Source organism: Burkholderia sp. BCC1208 (genome assembly GCF_902833095.1).
Lineage (GTDB): Bacteria > Pseudomonadota > Gammaproteobacteria > Burkholderiales > Burkholderiaceae > Burkholderia.
The window spans coordinates 637967-650461 of the sequence record NZ_CADFDY010000001.1; the positions used below are offsets into that span (position 1 = coordinate 637967).

Here is a 12495-nt window from a genome sequence, read left to right on the forward strand (position 1 = left end):
GGATGCGGGTGGACGCGACCGCGCGGGATCGCCCTTTGGAGTTTCGATATGGTTGTCAGTGCGGTGATTTGTTGCGGAAATCGATGTGCGATGGCCGGACGCCCGCGGCCTGTTACGAACGTTCGGCGGGGTGCAACGGGGGCCGAGACCGCGCGCGACGACTTCGAACTCGCCTTCGGGGTATCAGGAGTCTACGTGTCGGAGAAGTACCTTGGCTCATTGTCTTCAGAACTGAGCGGTCACCTGAAAACCGAGCGTCACACGTGCCGTCGGAAAACCTGACGGCTTGTAGACAGGCGTACCCGCGAAGAGATCGTACGCATAGGAGCCGAATCGCGTGCCGATATTCCCCTTCACGCCGATCACAGCACCCGCCAGTTGCGTGCCGACGAGTGCGATCGGCTGCGGCCCCCATACGCGGCCATAATCGAGCCCCGCATAGAGCGCCTGCCCCGTCTGCCCAATCGGCGCCTGTAGCTCGTTGCGCCAGTAGAAGCCGCGTGCGGAGGCCAGCATCGTTTCACCGTCGAAGCCGCGTACCGTGTAGCGACTGCCAATCGTCAAGTCGTCGATGTAGTACAGCGTGTTCCCGGTGTACTGGCCGTGGAGTGTGCCGACATAGCGGAATGGCTGCTTACCGATCGCAAAGGGCACCGACAGGTTCGCGTCGAGCGCTGCCATCTTGAAGCGATAGGTCAGCCCGCCCCCCGCCGCGAACGCATCGTCCTGAGCGCCCAACCCACCGCCCCCTTGACGATATGCAAGCGAGCCGTCGAACTGCGCGCCGCCGAAATAGTGGCGGTCGGTCAGACCGAGTTCGATGATCGTGTTGTTACGGCGCTGCTGCGAAATCTCGGTATCCTCAATAAAGCTCTTACCAAAACGGCGGGATAGCCGGAAGTACGCGCCGAGCACGTCGCTCTTGCTGCGCGCCAGCACCCGAGCGAGCTTGAAGTCGACCGTCTTCGAGTTGCCGCTCGCGACGAACGTCTGATTCACGCCCGCGATCTGCTGGTAGTAGGTGTTCGTGTACGCCGATAGCGTGGCCGTCCAGTAACCCCACGGAATCGAATAGAAGCCATTCCAGCCGTGCGAGCCGAGCCGCTTGTCGCCGAACTCAAGGTCTTGGCTCACGCCGACGTTGAAGATATCGTTCAGGCCGAGCGGGTTATCGATGCCGACCGACAGGTTGCCTTGCAGCTTGCCGGTGGCACGCGTGCCCGAGTTGTCGATCGATGCGACGACCGTCCACGGCTTGCCGCGCTTCACGTCCAAAACCACGTCGCTTTCACCGGGCAGTTCGCCCGGAACGATCTGCATCGTGACGTCCTGGCTCGATACGCGTTTCATCTGCTCCAGACCTTGCTCCAGGTCGCGCAGATTCAATACTTCACCATCGCCGGTCGGGAATGCAGTTTTCCATGTGCCGCGCAGCTTTTCATCTGAGAAACGGATGCGCCGGATCGTGCCGGGAATCAGCGACAGTTTCAGCCTACCGGTCGACAGGTCTTGTTCGGGGACGAGAACGCGCGTGGTGACGTAGCCGCGCGCCAGAATTGCCCGAGACAGCCCCTTGACCAGCACGTCAATGCCTTGCTTGCCAACGCATTGGCCCGCGTAGTGGTTCAGCCAGTCGCGCGCAAACGCGAAGCGATCCATCGGCAGCGCCGACGCACCTTGTGCTTTCACTGCGTCGGGCAACGACGCGGGCACGTCGAGCGTGAAGCGATCGAGACGAAAGCACGGCGTTTCCGTGGGAAGCGCCGGAAAGGCTTCGATCTTCGGCACGTCCGAGCGCATCGAAGGCGCGCGCACGGCCGCGTCACGTTGCTGCGCGTCGCGTTGTTGCTGCGCTTGTCGATCCTGCTCCGCATTTGCGCGCGCGGCGGCGGCTCGGTCTGCAGGTGTCGGAGCCTGCTGCGCGTGTCCCCCGAGCGACATCAAGGCTGTGAATGGCAAAGCCACCAGCCGATTCCTTATTCTCATTATCAACTAACCCCTGATTCAGCCTGCTACATAATCGTTGAGAATGCACGCCGTCTTATCTGCTGCGAAAACGTGCATCTCGAATGCACCGACTACAATGGCGCTAACTCCGCCGCAAAACTGCTGCTATCTTTAGCGCACTGCTACATCGACTTTGATAAGCCTCTGGGTACAGCCAACGCTCGTGGGCTGTCGTGTTTCGCTTCCAGGCTCAATGCCAACCAAGACCCTCTTTTTCTAGAGGAGCATTCCGACGGCAACATCTCACTCTCTCGCGGGCACAACCACAAGGGCGCCACAACAAGAATTTAAATCCGTCGATACATCGATTTACAAATATCAATCATCCAGCCAATCCCGGACCGGATTTCTATTCCTTTCGAATTTATATTCGCCATTATTTTTAACATATGACGATACTATTTCCGGCCTGACATCGACATCCACATACCGGCCGCTTCCCCTGTCAGGCTCTACGCATATGTTTTCGGCCCTCAAAATCGAGGGCAAACAACATTCCACAACGGCACTTATTTTTGCCCGATAAAATATAAGCGACCATCCACCCCCCAAGCTCGGAATCTGTTCCAAAATTGGATACATGATATTTCCGTTGGCGATCTTGACCCTATAAGGGTGTTCATAATTTTCAGGCCAATGATCTCCCAAGATGAACAAGCCATCGCTTGTATCAACCAGCCAGCCGGATACTTCAACACGATCACCAGGCTTCAGGCTCCGCGAATCTAGCAAATCTTTCACATCCATGTTACTTCCCTATCACAATTGCATTGACGCCACGTGACATAGCAGAATTTAGTGCGTTAGCCAAGACTCCACGGGGACCCACGTATGGGTCCCGAGTCATGTAGTACGAGACTCCATTAACCATCGTTTCGCTGTCCACGATGATAAAGTGCCCGTTTACATTAACTATTGCCGACTGCCCATTTGACAACACTCGACTCAGTTGCCCTGGCAACATCACCGTCTCAACAGTATTCTGCACTCCAGCGTTTGATATTACGCTCGATAGCTCGGTCGTGCTGACGCCCGTTGGTCGGATGCCATTTGTGAAACTACCTATCGCGTCTGCCAAACTGACTGAGTTTCCGGTGTTATCTGTAATAACCATTGCCGCACACGCTGGACCACATACTGGCGCATTTCCCTGCAGAATCACGGTCCCGCTCGGCTGATAAGGAATAGTCTTGGGTACTCCCACAGCACCGCCAGCGCCTTCCGATACACCAGCAACTTTGCTGTCTACGGCGGCTTGCACCGCTCCTTCGGCTCCTGAGCCGAAAACCGCGCCGAGCACGCGTGAAACAATCTTGCCAACGGCCGCCCCCCCTACCAGATTCTCGACCGTGTAGTCCGGCGTAACTGCGCCGTTCGACGCCCCAGCTCGCTGAAGCACGTTTTGCTCAAAGCCCGCCACCTGCTGATTTATCGCACCGGCCGTAGCGTAGTTTTTCTCTCCAATCCCCGCTGTATGTGGCGTCTGTCCCAGCGCTAACGCCTGCGCGGTGCCAGCCGGTGAATCGAACAAGTACTTATCGTTGTACTGCGCAGTAGTCGATTGGAACGTCTTGACCGGGCTACCATCCGCCACGATCGGACCGGTCAATGCAATCGCCGATGCTCTCTTCGACCACGGGAGAATCATCGATAAACTGCCGCCCATGAACCGTGATGGCTTCCGAGAAATCATTGGGGCTGCCATCGCGGAATGGGCCTCCCAAGATCAAGCTACTGTCGATGAGAAGTTCGCAGATGCGGCTTCTGGAATTACCGACCACCTCGATTCGCTCGAAGGCCAATTGCGTTATTTTCTTGGACGCGTGAAGGCCATTCCGACCTACGAGATGATCGACCTCGTAGTTCTCAATATCCGCGAGCGACTGTCGAAGATTCGCGCTCTTGCCGCCCCGCAACCCGCGCAGGCCGACGCACCGGCCGAGCCGCGCGAGCCGCTGAACGACGTCCTGTTCAACAACGACGAGTCGCTGGAAATGGCCGCTGATGCGCTCGATCGGCTCGGGCACGACAGCGCTGCTGCCGGCGTCCGCGCCGTCGCCTACGAGTTGCGCATGCTGGCGCACAAGACACGTTGCGCCCCCGCCGATGCGGGAGAGGCGCGCCTGACGGAGCGTTTCATCACGGAATTCGGACATCGGCTGGCGACGCTGCTGAAAATCGACGCATACGACATTGCTGACCGTGACGCGCAAATCGCCACCCTTCTCAATGGAGCCGACCATGACCAGTAAGCTGACGGACGCCGAGCATGCCACGATCATGGACGCCTGCCAGAGCATTTCGCGGAGCGCCGATGCGCTGAAGGATTGCCACACCGTCGACGGCGATTGGGGTGATGACGTGGACGCGAAGGCGTTCTACGACGCCGAACTTCGGCTGCTCGGGCGGTTGACGAACCTTCTCGCCCCCACGCAGCAGCCGAGCGGCGAGGTGACGGACGTCCAGTGGTGGCTAGCCGAACTCGATCAGTACGGCAACCCTAAGCTGTCGGACGGCGCACATAGCGAACGCGCCGGCGCGGACAAGGCCATGTACCTGATCAAGAACCTTGGCCTCGACACGAAGGGAAAGCGCTGGGCGGTCGCGCGAGTGGAGCTGTCCGAACCGCGCCCGAGCGCAAACGGCGTGAACATGGAAGCTGTCGCGACGTGCCGGTCTATGGTCGATGCCACCCGCGCCCAAGGAGGTGAATCGTGATCCACAAAGACAATCTCCCGGCCCCGCGCCTTCAGCTTCGCTGGGCTACCAGCGATGAGCCTGGATACGGTTGGGAATGCCATTACGAGCTCGTGATGCCTCTCGGCGAGTTTGACATCCGCGGCGAGCAAGAAGGACCTGATGGTGAGCGGCTTCCGAATCTGAAAGAACTGGTCGTGCCGATGAAGGAGCCCAGCTTGCGTAGCAGTTCGGGAATTCCTTGCACCGCCCAGGACGGAAGCCGCTATTACGACGATCCGTATCGCGATGGCGCACATGCCTGGTGGGATTCGAAGGTGCTAGGCAATCTGCCGATATTCGTGATCGCACCGGACGGGATGGCTTTCCCTCGTCCGGATCGCGAGCGGGGTCATGCAGGAGACTCCCATGAGTGAGTCGATTCCCGAAGGATATGGATTTTCGCGTCCATGCGACTGCGACAAGGAGGGCGGGAATCAACATGAGTACAGCGAAGAATGCGCCGGCTGGAATGGCTGTTATCACTGCGACAACGGCTGGTTTCCTTGCAATCAGAACTGCATCGTTTCAGGAGATAGCAATGAGTGAGCCGATTCTGTCGCGCGAGGAACTTCAGCATGCAGCCCGCGCCATTCTCATGGCTGTTCTTGGTGGCCCACATGACATCGAGCGCGCCTCGGTGACGGTCCATTTCGATGATGCCAAGCCCGGTCACAACGCACTCAACCAGATGTCTCGGCGGATCGAAATTGAGCTGGCCGCATTGCTGGAGAAGCTGCGCGGGGAGCCGGTAGCGTGGCGTGACCCGTCCAATATGGACGCCGCCCAATCGGTAACGTTCGATGCGCGGGATGCTTCCAAATGGCCGCACATTTATAGCCAACCCCTCTACAACCTCAAGGGCCAATCACGAAGATCACCGATGACATGCTGACGGAGTGGTTTCCGGACTTCGTTGACCCGACTACTGCGCCGGAGAACACCTGCCGCCGAGTATCCGTGCGTTCCGCGAGCTTTGGGATGGACTGAACGCCGGACGCGGGCATGGCTGGAATTCAAACCAGTGGATATGGCGCATCGAATTCCGGAGGGCCGAAAAGTGAGCGAACTAGACGAAACTGCCCTCACCCTTCAGCAAGTCGCGGAACGCATGCAACTGTCGTACAGCACCGTGTTTTCGATGCGCAAGCAAATTGGATTTCGCCTCCCTGGTTCCCGGGTTTGGCGTGTCTGGCCGTCGCGGCTTGCCGGGCTAACAGAAAAACGCAACAATCTGACCCGGCTATCGCTGCGGGTCGGTGGAGAAAATGGATGTCAATCCGCAGACGTAAAGGCTCCGGGGTCTGGTTTATCGACCTCCGCACGCCAGGCGGCGAAAGAATTCGCCGCTCTACTGAAACAACGGACAGGCGGGCAGCGCAGGAATACCACGACCGGCTAAAGGCCGATCTGTGGCGGCAAGACAAGTTGGGGGAGGTGCCGGATCGCATTTTCGAAGAAGCCGCAATGCGGTTTTTGAAGTTGTGCGAGGGTCAACGTGACTATGCCGGGAAGTTGAGGCACATCACGTACTGGGGAGGGCAATTTGCCGGTCGCTCGATCCGGGCCATCACGGCCGACGAGATTTTCGATGCACTTCCCACGCATCGACTGATCAAGGGAAAGCCGGCGCGGCCATTGGAGCCCGGCACGCGCAACCGATACGTCAACACCATCCGGCGCATGCTGAATCTGTGCCAGGAATGGGGATGGATCGATCGCGTGCCGAAGCTCCAGCGGTTCGAAGAGCCTGACGTGCGGGTACGCTGGGAGCCGCCGGCGGTCATCATGGCGATGATCAATGCGTTGCGTCTGCCGTGGATGCGCGACGCGGCGATCGTGGCCGTGGCGACCGGGATGCGCGAGTCGGAGCTGTTCGGTCTGCGCGTCTCGCAACTCGATCTCGCGCAGTGCAACGCGTGGATCACGCACGAGGGTGCGAAGTCAAAGCGCGCCCGGTCGGTGCCACTGAACGAGGATGCGATGAGCGTGCTCGAGCGGCGAGCCCGGACGGCAACGGATCTCGTCTTTACGCGCGGATACACGCGCGGTGGCGGGCCGCCCAAGCTGATCGGGCAGATCGATAAGCGGGACTTTGCGCAGGCGTGCAAGGCGGCCGGGATGGTCGACTTCAACTGGCACGACCTCCGTCACACGTGGGCGAGTTGGCATGTGCAGCGCGGCACGCCGCTGATGGTACTGAAGGAGCTGGGCGGCTGGGAGACCGTTGCGATGGTGCAGAAGTACGCGCACCTTGCGCCGAGCCATCTGGCGCAGCACGCCGGGACGGTCACATTTTGGGCGCAGTCGCGAGAGCAGAAAGAAAAAACGCCGCTGTCGGAAGCGGCGCAAATCCTTGCTGCATAAGGCTTTCAACTGGCCCGCCCTACACGATTCGAACGTGTGACCTACGGCTTAGAAGGCCGTTGCTCTATCCAACTGAGCTAAGGGCGGTCGGGGAGAAAAGACACGGTCCGACACGGGCCGCATTCGGCATCGGGCTTTTGAGCAACGAGCGGCAGCCACACCGCCCACAACAACACAACTCAACCCCCGAAACGAAACGGGCCCGGCACGGAGCCGAGCCCGAAATTATACCCGATCATCGCGCCGGATCACGCGAGACCGGTGCCCGCGGCATCAAACCGGCTGCGGATGCAGCATGAACCAGCCGAGGCAGAACACGCCGGCGATCACGCAATACACGCCGAACGAGGCAAGCCTCCCGCGCCCTTCGAAATAGCGCATCAGGAACCGCACGCTCAGGTATGCAGCGATCGCCGTCAGCACGCCGCCGAGCAGCGCGTCGGCGAGCTGGTCGCGCGCATGGAACAGTTTCGGCAGTTCGAGCACGCCCGCGGCAAAGATGATCGGCGTGCCGAGCAGGAACGAGAATTCCGCCGCCTTCTCCGCCGTCAGCCCGGCCGCGTTGCCGGCGATCATCGTCAACCCGCTGCGCGAGAAGCCGGGAATCAGCGCGCCGATCTGCGCAAGGCCCACGAAGAATGCCTGCTTGAACGTCATCTTCTCGGGCGGTCGATGCGCGCGGCTACGCTGAATGCGATCGCCCAGCCATAGCAACACACCGTTGACGATCAGCGCGATCGCGACGATCCGCAGATCGTGAAACACGCGTTCGATGCGCTTCTCGAGCAGCAGCCCGACGATGCCGGTCGGGATCGTACCGATGATCAGCGCCCACATCAGGTGCCCGTCGTCGTTCTTGCGGCCGCCGAGCTGCGCGAAGAAACCGCCGATCAGCGCGACCCAGCGCGCGCGGAAGTACCACAGCAGCGCCAGCGCGGTGCCGAGGTGAAGCGCGACGAGGAAGGGCAACAGTTGCGGCGCGTGCTTGTCGATATGCATGCCGAACAGCGCCGGCACGAGCAGCGTATGGCCAAGGCTGCTGACGGGGAAGAGTTCGGTGACGCCCTGCAGGACGCTCAGGAATATCAGAAACCAGAGGCTCACGCGTCGGTCCTTTAAGTGAAGATTAAGCGGGAAGGAAGGCGGACGACGCGATGCGCGTCCTGAAAAACGCGCACCGATTATGCCGAGGCCGGATTACTGCGCCAAGGCATTTGGCAGGATATTGCGGCAATGCACACAAACGCTTGCAATTTGTAAGCATTCAGAAAGCAAAAAGCCCGCCATTTGCATGGCGGGCCTGTCGTCTTCGGCAGAAATTGCCGTCAGCGGCCGAGCTGATAGAAAAATAATACCGTGCTACCGGTAAACATGCCGAACAGTGCGATTCCCATTGCCATTGCCAGATCCATGGCCCCCTCCGCGAAGTGTCATGACCCGGCAACATCACCGGTTTAGAGGCATTATCCAGACCGTCGACAGTGTTAAAAACTCGCAATTTCCCGAGAAGGGTTTTCCCCGACCGCTCGCGGCCCGATAATGGAACGCACGTTGCTCCCGTCACCCGCCCAACCCGATTCGCCATGCCGATCTTCCAGCAACACGACATTCACGAACTTCACGCCGGCCCGTCGCTAGTCCGGGTCGCCCCGCAATTCGGCGGCCGCCTGCTGTCCTGGCACGTCAATGGCGAACCGGTGATCTTCTGGCCGGAAACCGCCGACTGGAGCAATCTCGCCCGCGTGCGCGGCGGCAATCCGCTGCTGTTCCCGTTCCTCGGCCGTCACCGCGTCGACGGTGAAATCGGCCGCTGGCGCGACGCCGCCGGCGTGGTTCGCGATCTGCCGATGCACGGTTTCGCGCGCGATCTGCCGTTCGACGCGCATCCGTCGGCCGACGGCGCCGCGCTGACGATGACGCTCGACGCGAACGACGCCCTGCGCGCGAGTTACCCGTTCGATTTCCGGTTCGAGACGACCTACCGGCTCGCCGACGCCCACACGCTGGAAGTCGCGCTGACGACGACCAATCGCGGCGACACGCCGCTGCCCTATTACGCCGGCCACCATTTCTACTTCGCGCTGCCGCACGGCGAGCGGGCCGATACGCTGCTCGAGTTGCCGCCGACGCATCGTTGCCAGCAGCGCGCGGACGGCTCGATCAGCCCGGTCGAACCGGGCGAAGCCCGTTACCGCCTCGACGATCCGGACATCCTCGACCGCTTCCACTGCCTCGACGGCGAGCCGTCCGCGCCGGTGCGCATCGTGATGCCTGGCCGCCGCCGCACGATCGAGATCGCGCTGGACGTGCCGGGCTCGATCCCGTGGTATGCGGTCACGACGTGGACCGAAAAGCCGGATTCGAACTTCTATTGCGTCGAGCCATGGCTCGGCCTGCCCGATGCGATCCACAACGGCCTCGGGCTGCGCATGCTCGCGCCGGGCGCGACCGAAACGGCCGCGCTGCGGATCCGCGTCGCCCCGCTCGCCGGCTGATCCGGCACGCGTCGAACCGGGGTACTGCGGGCCGCCAGCGACCGAAACTGCGGTGCGCGGGTCGAACCCGTTAAAATCGGACGTTTTGTGTTGCCTGCCGCGTCACACGCGGCGGGGTTTTGCGAGGTTCAATGTTCGGAACAACAACGAAGCGACTCTTCGCAGCCGCCTGCGCCGCCCTGCTCGTCGCGTGCGGCTCCGCGCCCGTCGGCCCCGGGTTCTACCGCGTCGAGCGTGGCGACACGCTCTACAAGATCGCGCGCGACAATCGCACGTCGGTACAGAGCATCGTGCGCTGGAACCAGATGACGAATCCCGATGCGATCGAAGTCGGACAGGTGCTGCGCGTCGCGCCGCCGCCCGGCACGGCCACCGCGTCGACGCCATCGACCACCGGCACCGGCAGCGCGGGCCGCGCGCGCCCGGCCCCTGCCGCGCCGGTCGAATCGGCCGTGAAACCGGCCACGAGCATTGCGCTGATCTGGCCGGCGGCCGGCAACGTGGTGCGCACGTTCGACGGCTCGAAATCGAAGGGCATCGACATCGCGAATTCGCCGGGCACGCCGGTGGTCGCGGCCGCGCCGGGTGTCGTGGTCTATGCCGGTAACGGGCTGCGCGGCTACGGCAACCTGATCATCCTGAAGCACAACGCCGATTACCTGACGGCCTACGCGCACAACCGCGCGCTGCTGGTGAAGGAAGGCCAGTCGGTCACGCAAGGGCAATCGATCGCGGAGATGGGCAACAGCGACAGCGATCGCGTCGCGCTGCATTTCGAGTTGCGCTATGGCGGCCGCTCGATCGATCCGTCACGCTACCTGCCGGCGCGCTGAGCGCACGACAGACGACACGCGACGCCGGCGCGCATCGCGTGCCGTCGCGGCGAAAACGGAAAAAATCGAGTCAGCGCTTGCGCAGACGTCCGGTGAAACGGCCGGACAACGGATCGACATGACGAGCAAACGCCACCAGCACACCGATTCCGATCAGGCTGAACCCCGCAGCTATCAGAAGCAAATCCATGGTCACACCACTGTTTTGTCTTGATCTTATGCGTCATTGTGGAATCGTGCACTGAGCCGAGGCGATTGGACGAGCCCGAACATTCCCTATCAGCAAACACCATTGTGGATTCGTCTGCGTGAAATCCTGATGTAAGCCGTTCACCCGACGCCACGCCGACACCCAGGAGACCATGCGATGCCGCCCGCCGCCGACCGCTACGATCACCTCCTCTCCCGCTTCCACTGGGACATTCCGGCGCGCTACAACATCGCCGTGGACGTATGCGACAAATGGGCAGACGGCAGCGGACGCCTCGCGCTGATCCACGAAACGGCGCAAGGCGACGTTTTCCGCATCACGTTCGACGACCTGAAGAATGCTTCTAACCGGCTCGCGAACAGCTTTGCGCGGGCCGGCTTGCGGCGTGGCGACCGGATCGGCATCTTTCTCGCGCAGGGCCCCGAAACGGCGATCGCCCATCTCGCCGCGTACAAGCTCGGCGCGATCGCAGTGCCGCTCTTCACGCTGTTCGGCGTCGATGCGCTCGAGTACCGGCTCGCGAACAGCGAGGCCGCCGCGCTCATCACCGACGCGGCCGGCTACGCGAAGATCGCGCCGCTGCGGGCGCAACTGCCGGCGCTGCATACCGTCTACTGCATCGGCGACGATGCGCCCGACGCACCGGGCGTGCTGCACTATGACGCGGCGCTTGCCGCCGAAACACCGGAGTTCGTGCCGGCCGATACGGCCGCCGACGATCCGGCCGTGATCATCTATACGTCCGGCACGACGGGCAAGCCGAAAGGCGCGCTCCACGCGCATCGCGTGCTGCTCGGCCACCTGCCCGGCGTCGAGATGTCTCAGCAATGCTTCCCGCGCGACGCACGCCTGTTCTGGACGCCCGCCGACTGGGCATGGATCGGCGGGCTGCTCGACGTGCTGCTGCCGTCATGGCATCACGGCGTGCCGGTGCTCGCGCGCCGCTTCGAGAAATTCGACGGCGACGCGGCGTTCGCGCTGATGGCGCGGCACGGCGTCACCCATGCCTTCCTGCCGCCCACCGCACTGAAGCTGATGCGCGCCGTCGCGGCGCCGCGCGAACGCTACGCGCTGTCGCTGAAATCGGTCGCAAGCGGCGGCGAATCGCTCGGCACCGAACTGACGGCGTGGGGCCGCGACGCGCTCGGCGTGACGATCAACGAGTTCTACGGGCAAACCGAGTGCAACATGGTGCTGTCGTCGTGCGCGGCGTTGTTCGATGCGCAGCCCGGCGCGATCGGCAAGACGGTGCCCGGCCATGCGGTCGCGATCGTCGACGCGGCGGGCGCGCCGCTGCCGCCCGGCGTCGAAGGCCGTATCGCGGTGCGCCGGCCCGATCCGGTGATGTTTCTCGAATACTGGCGCAATCCCGGCGCGACGCGCGACAAGTTCGCCGGCGACTACCTGCTCACCGGCGATACGGGCACGATCGACGCCGACGGTTTCGTGCGCTTCGTCGGCCGCGACGACGACGTGATCACGAGCGCCGGTTACCGGATCGGCCCGGGCCCGATCGAGGACTGCCTGCTCACGCATCCGGCGGTGCGGATGGCGGCCGTCGTCGGCGTGCCCGACACGACGCGCACCGAAATCGTCAAGGCGTTCGTCGTGCTGAATCCCGGCCACGTAGGCGACGCCGCGCTCGTCGGCGCGCTGCAGGAACACGTGCGCACGCGGCTCGCCGCGCACGAGTATCCGCGCGCGATCGCGTTCGTCGACAGCCTGCCGATGACCGCCACCGGCAAGATCGTGCGCCGCGCGCTGCGCGACGCGTGAGCGGCCCGCCCCCGCTCGGCCCGCCCGGCCGGATGGTTTATAGTGGCGCCACGCAGCTATTCCAAAAAAC

The 12495-nt window shown here is 62.2% G+C and carries 13 protein-coding genes and 1 tRNA gene; 9 read left to right on the plus strand and 5 right to left on the minus strand.

Features of this window, described 5'->3' with window-relative positions; genetic code table 11:
- Positions 1–225 precede the first annotated feature (225 nt).
- The 3 genes from HWX09_RS02830 to HWX09_RS02840 all read right to left on the minus strand — a co-directional run bounded on the left by HWX09_RS02830 (position 226) and on the right by HWX09_RS02840 (position 3538).
- Positions 226–1986 carry a ShlB/FhaC/HecB family hemolysin secretion/activation protein gene (locus HWX09_RS02830; RefSeq protein ID WP_027784106.1) on the minus strand — a complete coding sequence of 587 codons (1761 nt, stop codon included), beginning with the start codon at positions 1984–1986 and terminating at the stop codon, positions 226–228.
- A 339-nt stretch (positions 1987–2325) separates the two neighbouring features.
- Positions 2326–2754: a hypothetical protein gene (locus HWX09_RS02835; RefSeq protein ID WP_155257353.1), complete on the minus strand. Its 429-nt coding sequence runs from the start codon at positions 2752–2754 to the stop codon at positions 2326–2328.
- A gap of 1 nt (position 2755) precedes the next feature.
- Positions 2756–3538, minus strand: coding sequence for a hypothetical protein (locus HWX09_RS02840; RefSeq protein ID WP_155257352.1), 783 nt, complete (start codon positions 3536–3538; stop codon positions 2756–2758).
- 40 nt (positions 3539–3578) lie between these two features.
- Here HWX09_RS02840 and HWX09_RS02845 point away from each other — a divergent pair, with 40 nt between their 5' ends.
- From HWX09_RS02845 to HWX09_RS33510, 6 genes are all read left to right on the plus strand, one after another.
- Positions 3579–4259, plus strand: coding sequence for a hypothetical protein (locus tag HWX09_RS02845; protein WP_155257351.1), 681 nt, complete (start codon positions 3579–3581; stop codon positions 4257–4259).
- Complete coding sequence (locus HWX09_RS02850; protein ID WP_155257350.1) at positions 4249–4725, plus strand: hypothetical protein; 477 nt, start codon at positions 4249–4251, stop codon at positions 4723–4725. Before HWX09_RS02845 ends, HWX09_RS02850 begins: the two co-directional genes overlap by 11 nt.
- On the plus strand, positions 4722–5120 hold the full coding sequence (locus tag HWX09_RS02855) for a hypothetical protein (protein WP_155257349.1): 399 nt from the start codon (positions 4722–4724) through the stop codon (positions 5118–5120). Before HWX09_RS02850 ends, HWX09_RS02855 begins: the two co-directional genes overlap by 4 nt.
- Positions 5113–5292 (plus strand): hypothetical protein, encoded by a 180-nt coding sequence (locus HWX09_RS02860; protein WP_155257348.1) that lies wholly within the window; start codon positions 5113–5115, stop codon positions 5290–5292. Before HWX09_RS02855 ends, HWX09_RS02860 begins: the two co-directional genes overlap by 8 nt.
- On the plus strand, positions 5285–5638 hold the full coding sequence (locus tag HWX09_RS02865; protein WP_155257347.1) for a hypothetical protein: 354 nt from the start codon (positions 5285–5287) through the stop codon (positions 5636–5638). Before HWX09_RS02860 ends, HWX09_RS02865 begins: the two co-directional genes overlap by 8 nt.
- Positions 5639–6015: 377 nt before the next feature.
- A complete protein-coding gene (locus tag HWX09_RS33510; protein WP_034185409.1) occupies positions 6016–7110 on the plus strand; it encodes a site-specific integrase in 1095 nt (364 codons plus the stop codon).
- Between the two features lie 10 nt (positions 7111–7120).
- Here HWX09_RS33510 and HWX09_RS02875 read toward each other — a convergent pair.
- Together HWX09_RS02875 and HWX09_RS02880 are read right to left on the minus strand one after the other, a co-directional pair.
- Positions 7121–7197: transfer RNA gene (locus HWX09_RS02875), tRNA-Arg, on the minus strand.
- A 186-nt stretch (positions 7198–7383) separates the two neighbouring features.
- Positions 7384–8214, minus strand: a complete 831-nt coding sequence (locus tag HWX09_RS02880; RefSeq protein WP_027784101.1) for an undecaprenyl-diphosphate phosphatase — start codon at positions 8212–8214, stop codon at positions 7384–7386.
- A 479-nt stretch (positions 8215–8693) separates the two neighbouring features.
- Between HWX09_RS02880 and HWX09_RS02885 the strand changes: the two genes are divergently transcribed.
- The 3 genes from HWX09_RS02885 (at position 8694) to HWX09_RS02895 (ending at position 12425) form a co-directional block, all read left to right on the plus strand.
- On the plus strand, positions 8694–9605 hold the full coding sequence (locus HWX09_RS02885; protein WP_027784100.1) for an aldose epimerase: 912 nt from the start codon (positions 8694–8696) through the stop codon (positions 9603–9605).
- Positions 9606–9736: 131 nt separating this feature from the next.
- Positions 9737–10438 carry a peptidoglycan DD-metalloendopeptidase family protein gene (locus HWX09_RS02890; protein ID WP_027784099.1) on the plus strand — a complete coding sequence of 234 codons (702 nt, stop codon included), beginning with the start codon at positions 9737–9739 and terminating at the stop codon, positions 10436–10438.
- Between the two features lie 367 nt (positions 10439–10805).
- Positions 10806–12425, plus strand: coding sequence for an acyl-CoA synthetase (locus tag HWX09_RS02895; protein ID WP_027784098.1), 1620 nt, complete (start codon positions 10806–10808; stop codon positions 12423–12425).
- The last annotated feature ends 70 nt before the right edge of the window (positions 12426–12495 follow it).